Source organism: Paenibacillus sp. MAH-35, from assembly GCF_058135425.1.
The window spans coordinates 22474-32646 of record NZ_JBYUPU010000062.1 but is presented as its reverse complement, the minus strand read 5'-3'; the positions used below and the strand labels follow the sequence as shown (position 1 = coordinate 32646).

The 10173-nt window shown below is 55.2% G+C and carries 7 protein-coding genes; 2 read left to right on the top strand and 5 right to left on the bottom strand.

All coding sequences use genetic code 11. From position 1 onward, the window contains the following. Positions 1 to 744 precede the first annotated feature (744 nt). Positions 745 to 1953 (bottom strand): MFS transporter, encoded by a 1209-nt coding sequence (locus AC3Y2E_RS32570; protein WP_332074675.1) that lies wholly within the window; start codon positions 1951 to 1953, stop codon positions 745 to 747. Positions 1954 to 2024: 71 nt separating this feature from the next. Continuing rightward, positions 2025 to 2624: a TetR/AcrR family transcriptional regulator gene (locus tag AC3Y2E_RS32565; RefSeq protein ID WP_379217438.1), complete on the bottom strand. Its 600-nt coding sequence runs from the start codon at positions 2622 to 2624 to the stop codon at positions 2025 to 2027. 279 nt (positions 2625 to 2903) lie between these two features. Between AC3Y2E_RS32565 and AC3Y2E_RS32560 the strand changes: the two genes are divergently transcribed. Then, entirely contained in the window at positions 2904 to 4166 is a 1263-nt protein-coding gene (locus AC3Y2E_RS32560; protein WP_379217437.1) for an amidohydrolase, read from the top strand. Then, positions 4163 to 5395 (top strand): amidohydrolase, encoded by a 1233-nt coding sequence (locus AC3Y2E_RS32555; RefSeq protein ID WP_379217436.1) that lies wholly within the window; start codon positions 4163 to 4165, stop codon positions 5393 to 5395. The genes AC3Y2E_RS32560 and AC3Y2E_RS32555 overlap by 4 nt, the downstream gene beginning before the upstream one ends. 186 nt (positions 5396 to 5581) lie before the next feature. Here the strand turns inward: AC3Y2E_RS32555 and AC3Y2E_RS32550 are convergent, their stop codons facing one another. From AC3Y2E_RS32550 to AC3Y2E_RS32540, 3 genes are all read right to left on the bottom strand, one after another. Continuing rightward, a complete protein-coding gene (locus tag AC3Y2E_RS32550; RefSeq protein ID WP_379217435.1) occupies positions 5582 to 6484 on the bottom strand; it encodes a LysR family transcriptional regulator in 903 nt (300 codons plus the stop codon). A 94-nt stretch (positions 6485 to 6578) separates the two neighbouring features. After that, positions 6579 to 6758, bottom strand: a complete 180-nt coding sequence (locus tag AC3Y2E_RS32545) for a hypothetical protein (protein ID WP_190926983.1) — start codon at positions 6756 to 6758, stop codon at positions 6579 to 6581. 105 nt (positions 6759 to 6863) lie between these two features. Then, on the bottom strand, positions 6864 to 9983 hold the full coding sequence (locus AC3Y2E_RS32540) for a hybrid sensor histidine kinase/response regulator (RefSeq protein ID WP_379217434.1): 3120 nt from the start codon (positions 9981 to 9983) through the stop codon (positions 6864 to 6866). Positions 9984 to 10173: the final 190 nt, after the last annotated feature.

The window sequence follows — 10173 nt, the reverse complement described above, 5'->3', positions numbered from 1 at the left end:
TTTATATTCACATAATAAAGTTTCTGCATGCTTCTGTCAATGATTGCCGGGAAGGTTCACCTGAAGATTGTCCAATGGAAAAGGGAAACCATCAGAGAGCCTACTCCGGAAAACAAGCTTGTATCGCTTGATGAGGGGGCTGGGTAACCAGCCCTCTGTAGCGACAGGGCGCCGGTATCGTTCGCTGCATTCACACCGTCCGTACAACGGCTCCGTATCGGCCAACGACGCCTCGAACAGCGCGGCCCGCGACCGCCGTCGCCGTATAGCCGCACCGGTATCGTGCATCAGCCCGGGGTGCCGCTGATCGCCGAGGACGAATGTGTCGCCGGATTTCCGCTTGAGAAGCGTTGTCATTTTGCCAAGACAAAAATGCTTCACCCGCATAAGCTGAGCTAGTGCGGAGAGAAGCATGTATTGGTTGTGTTTACGGTTAAGAGTGGTTTGCGAGGCTGTCGATTCACTGTGGACAACCCAAGTGGAAAGGGAAAAGATTACCTTCTGGCGAGTTTTGTCTGGAATCCCCTACCTTACAATCCTTATTCAATCAAGGGATTCCGGACAACCTGTTTGAGCAGAAGAAGGTAACTTTTCACTTGGAACGGCCTGCTTACACTTCTACACAATGAATCGACAGCCTCGTTTGCAGCTTTTATTTTGTCTGTAACCCGCTTGAATGACACAATAAGAGTGATCTGCAGCTTCTTCTATCGGCCGAAGGCTGTACCGTCAAGTTGCAATCCGTCACGAAGACGCAGGGGCGTCCTGCAGCTTGCGTTTGCCGGCTCTTAGCGACATGCCGAAGCAGATCAGCAGAACCATACAGGCCAGCGCATACGGATAGTTGATATCCACATCGAACAAAAATCCGGCGACGATCGGTCCGGCGATATTGCCGAGACTGGTGAAGGCCGAGTTGAGACCGGCCACGTAGCCCTGCTGATCTTTGGCCATCATGGACATCTGGGTGCTGATGGCCGGACGCAAGATGTCGATCGCCAGGAAGACGATAAACGTAACGGCGAAAATGAGCCAAAACTTATGGACGAACAGCGTGAGCAAAATAAACAAACCGGCAAAAAACAAGCAAACCGAAATGACGCGTTTCTCCCCGAAACGGTTCAGGATCCAGCTGAACGCGGTCACCTGAACGACGGCGCCGGCGATGGAGCCGAACGTGATGATAAAGGCGATATCTTTAGGCCCGAACCCGAATTTATGATCGACGAACAATCCGAAAACCGTCTCGAAGTTGGCCAGTCCGAACGACATGACAAAGACGATAACCAGGCTTAAAAAGTAAGGCTCGCGGTAGGAGTGCAGCAATTGCGAGAGAAGGCTTCTCCGTTGTTTCTCTGCGGACGCCGAATCGGCAGCCCCTTCCTTGGCCGGCAGCGACTCAGGCAAAATAAGGAGCGTGATGACGGCGGCGATCAGTCCGGCCACGGCGGCGGTATAAAAGGGGGTGCGAATCCCGAATTCGGCGATATACCCGCCAATGCCCGGACCGATAACGAAACCTGTCGTAATCGCCGCGTTAATATAGCCCATCCCGGCGGCGCGCTGCTCCTTCGTCGTGACGTCCGCGGCGTAAGCCATGACGGCCGGCATAATCAAGGCGGCGCTGACGCCGCCGAGCATCCGCGAGACGAACAGCAGCACCGGGTCGCTTGCGATTCCGAACAGCCCTTCCGACACCGCGAACACGAACATGCCGATGACGATCATCCGTTTTCTGCCGAACGAATCGGCCAGCCGCCCGGCCTGAGGCGAGAACAGAAGCTGCGTTAGCGAGAAGGCCGCTACCAGCAAGCCGACCGTGCTCCCGGTTATGCCGAGCTCGTCCATAAACATAGGCAGGATCGGTATGACGAGGCCGATCCCCGTAAAGACTAGAAATAGATTCAACATCAGGACCAGAACGGCCCCCCGATTTTTTAACAGCAAAGACATGATTAATTCCTCCAAACGATATAAAAGCAAACATACTGAATATTCATTCTAGATTATGGTGAAAAAAAGGACTAGCGGGATGGCTTGGCAACGCCGTGCAAAAACACGTCCATTGCAAGCCGGTAAGCCGCCAGCGCCTCATCCCGGTCCATATGCCGGGAATGTTGACTTAATCCGAACGTCAAACTGTCCAAAATAATCGCGAGAGCCGCCACATTTGTGATCTGGAATTCGCCGTTGTCGACTCCTCGTTGGAGCAGCTGCCGATTAAAGTTAAGATAACCTTGGACCATGGCGTTAATACGCTCTTCCACATCCGAAGCTTTCTCGGCATTGTTGAAAAACTCGTCAACCGCTTTGGTCAGCGGATGATTCAATTGGTCGATCGCCAAATGTTCAGCCATTCCGTATAATTTATCGGCTGTAGTCGGGTAGAGCGGTTCTTTGGCCAGCCATGTTTCTTCCCATTCCCGGTTCCATTCCTCGATCAGATATAAAATCAGTCCTTCTTTACTCTTGAAATGATAATAAATGTTGCCTGCGCTGCAGCCGGTCGCTTTCACGATATCTTCAATCGATGTAGCCTTGTAGCCTTTTTGCACGAACAAGGTTCTGGCCTTCTCGGCTATTTTCTTTTTGGTTTGCTCGCTTTGCAGCTTCTTTTTATTCATCCATACCGCACCTCTTTCCTGGCTGGCCGTGTACAGTCGTCGAATTATACTGAACGTTTATTCAGTATTCTAACCGATCAAGAGATCATTTCGCAAGGTTTGTCTCAAAAAATGTGATTCCATATGTAAAACCTATAGAAAGATAATATTATTAATATTTTCGCTATACAACAATCAGTGGTAGCATACGGATAGACTCGGACTGATGGAATAAGGTGCAAATGGCAAATGGACGGTAATCCGTCACAAGAATAAATACATTCGGGGAGGGAAAAGCGCGTGAACGGGACGTTTTGGCTGACGAATGTCCGTTTGGAGACCGGTTATAAGATGGAGGACGGTGCGATTACGGGAACAACGACAGATCTGTATCACCTGAAGATTGAGAAGGGAATCATTTCGGATCGGGTACTAGCAAGCGATGTGCCGTATGGACAGAAGCCGGGGGAAAGGAAAGGGAAACAGGGGCTGCCTCATCTGGATGTGCAGGGGCGGCTCGCTCTGCCTTCTTTCGTAGAGAAGCATTGTCACCTGGACAAGACGCTGCTCGGCGACCGCTGGCGCCCGGTTCGTCCGGCCCCGACCTTATTTGAACGATTCGAGATTGAGAAAGCTGCGTTGCCGCAGCTGGCCACTACGATGAAGGAACGGGCCGAGACTTTGCTCGGCATCCTTCTGCAGGCGGGGTCGACGCATGTCCGCACGCATGTCGATTTATATCCGGAGGTTGGGCTCAGCCATCTGGAAGCCGTACAGGAGGCACTGGCCTCGTTCAACGGCAAATTGTCGTACGAAATCGTCGCGTTTCCTCAGCACGGACTGCTGCACACGCAAAGCGCCGGACTTGTGAGAGAGGCGCTGCGCCGGGGCTGCAGGCTGGTCGGAGGCGTCGATCCGCATACGGTGGATGGCGAAATGGAGAAATCGCTGCAGACGATGATGGAGCTGGCGGTGGAAGCGGATGCTGATGTCGATCTGCATTTGCACGACGGCGGTCGGGTCGGGCTGGACACGATCCGGAGATTGGCGCAGTTGACGGAGGAAGCCGGCTGGCGGGGCCGGGTGTCGGTCAGCCATGCGTTCGCCTTGGGCGAAATGGAAGGCCGGGAAGCGGACGAGCTGGCGCAACTGCTCGCCGAGAACGGCATGACGATCATCACGAGCGTGCCGCTGGGCCGGACGATGCCGCCGATACCGTTCCTGCATGCCAATCAAGTGCCGGTTGCGATCGGCTGCGACAATATATTCGATTCATGGTCGCCGTTCGGCAACGGTGACATTCTCGAAAGAGCGGGGCGGCTGGCGGAACGGTTTGGACGAAATACGGAGCAGGCATTGGGGGAGACGCTCGGCTGGATTACGGGAGGCCGAACGCCGCTTGACCGGGAAGGACGGCAAGTGTGGCCCAAGCCCGGCGACGAAGCGAGCTTCGTGTTCGCCGAAGCGGAATGCTCGGCGGAGGCTGTAGCCCGAAGAGCGAAACGTCCGGCCGTGATGTTCAAAGGAAGCATCGTATATGGATCATTGGAGGGTGGAGCATGAATCATTCGGCTTATTGGCTCGTCAACGTTCGTTTGGAAAGCGGCTACCGTTACGAAGAGGGAGAGATTACCGGAACCGAAACGGATATGTGCAGCATTCGCATCGAGAACGGCCGGATGACGGCCATCGCTTCGGCTGCGGACAGTCTGCCGGGCGACGGGCTTCCGCTGCGTGATGCGGGAGGGCTCTTGATGCTTCCCGCTTTCAAGGAAATGCACATTCATATCGACAAAACCTACTATAGCGGGCCGTGGAAAGCGGTAAAACCGGTGACGGGCATATTCGGCAGAATCGAGGAGGAGCGGGAGCTCTTGCCGAAGCTGCTGCCTACCGCACAGGAGCGGGCGGAGAATATGCTCGCGCTGCTGCTTGGCTATGGCTCCACTCATGTCCGGACGCACTGCAATGTCGACCCGGTCGTCGGCTTAAGAAACCTGGAGGCTGCCATGCGTGCGCTTCAGACGTATTCCGGCAAGCTGACCTCCGAGATAGTCGCCTTCCCGCAGCACGGGCTGCTTCGCTCGGATGCGGTCCAGCTCGTCCGGGAGGCGATGCGGCATGGCGCCACTCATGTCGGTGCGGTCGACCCGGCAACGGTGGACGAAAATATCGAGAAATCGCTGCAGACGATGATGGATATCGCGGTTGAGGCGGATGCGGGCGTTGATATTCATATTCATGACCGCGGTGAGACCGGAATAAGGACGATGCACAGGCTCGCCGAGCAGACGGAACAGGCCGGCTGGCAGGGCCGGGTAACGGTTAGCCATGCGTTCGGTTTTGCGGGCGAAGCCGGACCCGCCGCCGAGCTGGCGGAACGTTTTGCAAGCCTTGGCATTTCCGTCACCTCGACGGTGCCGATCGGCAGTTTGATCATGCCGATTCCGATGATGCGAGTGAAGGGAGTCCGGGTTGAGCTGGGCAACGACAGCATTACCGACCATTGGTCGCCGTTCGGCACCGGGGACTGTCTGGAGAAGGCGGGCAGGCTTGCGGAGCTGTACCGGTTCGTCGATGAGCGCTCGCTCGGCGAAGCGCTGGGTTTTATCACGGGAGGCATAATACCTCTCGATGCAGAAGGCAAACGGGTGTGGCCTGTAATCGGCGATGCGGCCGACGCGGTGCTGGTGCAGGCGAGCTGCTCCGCGGAAGCGGTAGCGCGAAGAGCAAAGCGGGCAGCGGTGCTGTTCGGAGGAGAGGTCGTCTCCGGGGCGTTAGACGCCGGATAAAGATGTCACGAGGAGCTGCAGCTCCCCGGCGCAGCAAACAAACAGGACGGGAGCTTCTCATTCGAGAGAAGCTTCCGTCGTTTCAATCGACTAGAAGGTTCGAGTTGTTCGCCGTACTAAGCGAAGGGGGACCGGGCTGGACCGATGGTCCCATTCCCTCCCACGCACCAACCGGGTCGGAGCCGATTATTTGCCCATTGCTTGGCCAGCCGTTTCGCTTTTTAACAGCTCAACAAAATTGTGAGCGGCTTTGGACAAACGGTGGTTTTTCAGCCGGATGACGCCGACCGGAGAATACAGCTCCGCAGCCGGGGAGATTCGGCGAGCGCGGACCGGGTAGCCCGGATGCCGGGCAAGCATCGTCTCCGGAACGATCGAGCAGCAAAAACCGGACGAAACCAAATCCATCAGCAGCGTAATATCGGAACATTCGCCCATAAGGTTCGGGTTCAGACGGAACCGGGAGAACGCCTCCACGATTAAATAATAAACGCCTAATCCTTCGGTGCTCGGCAGGATCAACGGAACGTCACCCAGATCGGCTAGCGACACCTCGTCACCCGGCCACTGTGCCGATTGGGAAGACGTAATAAAGTAAAACGGCTCGGCAAACAGATGAAGCACGGAAAAAGGAGACAGCTCAAGCGGCAGCCGGATGATCGCAAGCTCGATGCTCCGTTCCTTGACCAGATTGCACAGATGAGCCGATTCGTTCTGCTGAATTTTATAAGTGACCTTAGGGTATTGCTTCTGGAATCGGTGGAGCATCCCGGATAGTCCCGCAACCGAAAACGTATTGATGCCGATTTTCAACTTTCCGTTTACCCCATTACCCACTTCCTTTACTTCCGTTTTCGCTTCTTCCATGAGCTGGGTCAGCTGCAGCGCATACTTATACAACGATTTCCCGGCTTCGGTCACTTCGAAATTTTTGCCGCTTCTCTCTACCAGTTGCACGCCGAGCTCTTCTTCCATCGCTTTTAACTGCTGGCTTAACGGCGGCTGGGACATATGCAGTTTTTCGGCGGCGGCCGAGATTCTCCCTTCCTCCACGATCGCAATAAAATATCGCAGCTGCCGGATATCCATCTCTTGAAGGCTCCTTTCTCGTAATAAGCGGCGAACGGATCAGGGTACTGTCTCTTGGCGGCGGATGCGCGCCCGGAGGCAGCCACGGGTCGCCCTACAGCTCGAACCAAATGAAAACGGCCAGTGAAGCTAGCAGCGCAGCAGCGTTGACCGCCGCGAAAAACCGTTTCCGCACTTTTCCGCTCATAGGTTCGGCAGACCAGAGAAGCTCCCACACCAATATCCCGTTTAATACGGCGAAAATAATCAAAGAGATCACCAATTTTACAACCATCCGGTATCCACCTTTCCTTGAGAAATGATGATTTAGGAGCATAAGCTTGAGGGTTGCGCCAATCGCTGGCAACGATCGCACGCAACCTGATCCTTGCAGCGTGGTCTAGCGGTTCCGTTTGCGGAGTCCGGCCGGCAGGTACGGGATCGAGAACGATACGGTAGTCCCGCGATCCGGAGCGCTTTGGATATCAAGTCCTTTGCCATAGTAGCGTTTTAAACGAAGATCGGTATTGGATAGACCGATTCCCCGGTCGGGCTCGGACGGATGGCCGGATAACCGCTGCATAATCTCCTCCTCGATCCCGACACCGTCGTCCGCGATGACGATCTTCGCGTGAGTGCCGGTGTCGGTGAGACGGATCGTAATCGTTCCGCCGCGGGTCCGCTTCATCACTCCGTGTCTGACTGCGTTTTCTACCAGAGGCTGGATCGTAAGCAAGGGGATCATCAGCCGTCCGCATTCGCCTATCTCCCATTGAACCTGCAATCTGTCGTCAAACCGTTCCTTTTCAATATGCAAATAAGCGCGGACGATGTTCAGTTCTTCTCCGATCGGGACCAGCTCATCCCGGAATTTAATTTTGCTTCTGATGACATCGCCGAATGCTTCGAGCATGTCGCGCATCCGTTTCAAATCGATCGAACTGAGCGCCGAAATCGAATTTAATGTATTAAAGATGAAATGGGGCTGAATTTGCGCCTGCAGCCAGGCAGTCTCCATCCGAATCCGCTCGCGCATAGACTGCTTCACTTCCGTTAACATTTGTACTCTCGCTCTTAATTCGAGCGCATCGACCGGCTTCGTCACATAGTCGTTGGCCCCTGCTTGAAACCCGTATCGAATGTCTTCGGGCCGGCTTCTGGCGGTAAGGAGCAGAACGGGAAGGTCGGTGACGGAGAAACGGCCGCGAATGACACGGGTCAACTCATACCCGGACATATGAGGCATCATGACGTCCGTTAAGACCAGGTCCCATTCTTTGGCATCCAATGCAGCCAGCGCCTGCTTGCCGCTTGTCACCGACGTTATGGCATAACGGTCCGACGATAAAATCGTCTCAACCACTTCCAGATTTACCGGGTCGTCGTCTACGACCAGCAGATGAGGCCGATCGCCCGCGCCGGCCGCTCCCGTCAGCGTCTTATCCATCCAAAGCGGCGGGGAAGAAGGGGCGGCGACCGCAACTGCCGGTACAGCCGATTCTGTCGACTCCTTCGCCTTAACGTCCAACGATTCGGCCTGTCCCGCCAGCTGCAGCGTAAACACGAATTCCGAACCTTGTCCGGGTGCGGAGCGGACTCGCAGCGTTCCGCCATGCAGCTCGACCAACTGCTTGCTGATACTGAGGCCGAGGCCAAATCCGCCCTCGATCATCGTCTTGGCGGAGTCCGCCTGCTCGTAAGGCTCGAACACCCGCTGCCGCGTTTCCTCATCCATCCCGATGCCGGTATCGGCGATCGCGATGCGGGCTTTTCCGTGTTTGACCTCCCCCCGAATCGTTACTTCGCCTTCGTTCGTAAATTTCAACGCATTGTGCAGCAGATTAAACACGATTTGGATCACCCGGTTTTCGTCGGCGTACACGTTCGGGAAATGCTCGGGAATTTCGTTAACGATCCGTACGGGCTTGCCTTCCGTCATCGGGTGAAGCATGTCCGTGACGCCGGTGACGATCGGCTGCAGCGTGAAGCTCCGGAGCTGCAGCCGGGGACCCGATTCTTGAAGGCTCATGGCATCGAGCAGATCGTTAAGCATTATGGACATCCGGCGCCCCACGGTCAGGACGGTCTTCAGATCTTTGACGCTTTTCCCGTTCAGCGACTGCTGCTCTCGTTCCAATACCACATGCGACAAGTTCAGGATGCTATGTAGCGGATTGCGCAGCTCGTGGGACGTATTGGCCAAAAATTCGTCCTTCCGTTTATCCGCCCTCTGCAGTTTGGCCGCGAGCTGCTCGGTTTCCGCATGCACCTGAAAATAGTGTCTGAACCAGACCGAAGCGAAACAAGCGATCGAAGCGATCAGGTCAAACGGGTAATAAACGACTTTAATGCCGGTCGTCATCAAAATCCCCCACCAGAGGAGGTTGCTCATGAACGCGATGACGGACAGCAGCAGCAATACGTTATCTTTCGGTTCCTTGATGGAGGTGCGGAGCATGGACAAGATCGTGAGCAGCATCGAGACCCCGATGCCAAGCGAATATATGAACTGAATCGTCACCACATACCTGGCCGGCAGGAGGAGCGACAACAAGGCGGCTGCACAGCAAAAAGCGGAGAGCCAAGGGACCCATTTGCGCCAAAAGGCCGTCAACTGGTGCTTGATGCACTGAAGCAGCGCAAACGCGGCTGTAATCATGGCAAAATGGACCAGCTTAAAGCTGAATTCATAGTTGATCGGGAACCAATACGACAGCAGTTTCTCGTCGCTGCCCAGCAAATACATGAACATCGCGCTGACCAGCAGCAGGGAGAAGGCGATCAATCTCCGGTCCCGGCGTCCTACCAGATACAGGATGAGTGCATAGACGGCATGGATCAGAAAAACGACGGCCGCAATCTGCTGCATGCTGATCGAGAGCAGCGTCTCCCGGGCCATCCGCTCCTCCGTCCCGAACTTGATGGAACGGACGATCCCGCTCCCCCGGGGATCTTTGTAATTGGCCGCCTGGATGACAACCTCGATTACGCTGTCGCCGTTCGCCGTGAAGGAGGAGGAGTAAGGCACGTTATGCGCGACATACGTCTCTGCGCTTTCCCCCGGCTGACCCGAGGCGGACAGCAGCCGGCCGTTCACATACAACGCGGATGAGCTTCGCACGCTGGGAATCCGAATGCTATAGTTCCGGTCCTGTTCCGGGCTGACCAGGATGCGCAGCCGATAGGTCGCATAGCCGTACGGCGTGTTGCTTCCCGGCTGCAAGGAATCGTTCCAGCCGCCTGGAACCCGTATCCAATCCGGTTGGCCTGGCGCCGCTCCCCGCTCGCCGGCGATCAGCCACGTATGCGGGTAAAATTCCCACTCGCCGTCCAGGGTAAGGGTACGGCTGTCCCAGTCCTCCCAGTTTCGCAAATCGAGCTGGCCGTGAACGGCATGGGGCTGATCCGGGTTATGAAACGACGCGATCCATATTAGGCGCATGCCGGTCAGGATCATAAAAAAGACACCGGCGATCGCTATATATATCCATTTGGTATTTCGGTTTGGAAATTTCGGCAAATTAGATATACTCCTTATTAATAGGTGTTAACGGCTAGATGGGGAAAGGCCGCAATAAAAAAGGGCCTATAATAAAGTTCCATGCTCCGCAGTCGAATCCTTTCGAATCGTGTATCTCCCGCCTTGAAAAAAAAGGAAAACAGCAAAAAAGAGAATCCAATATGACAGAGGTTGTCATATTTATTGCGGT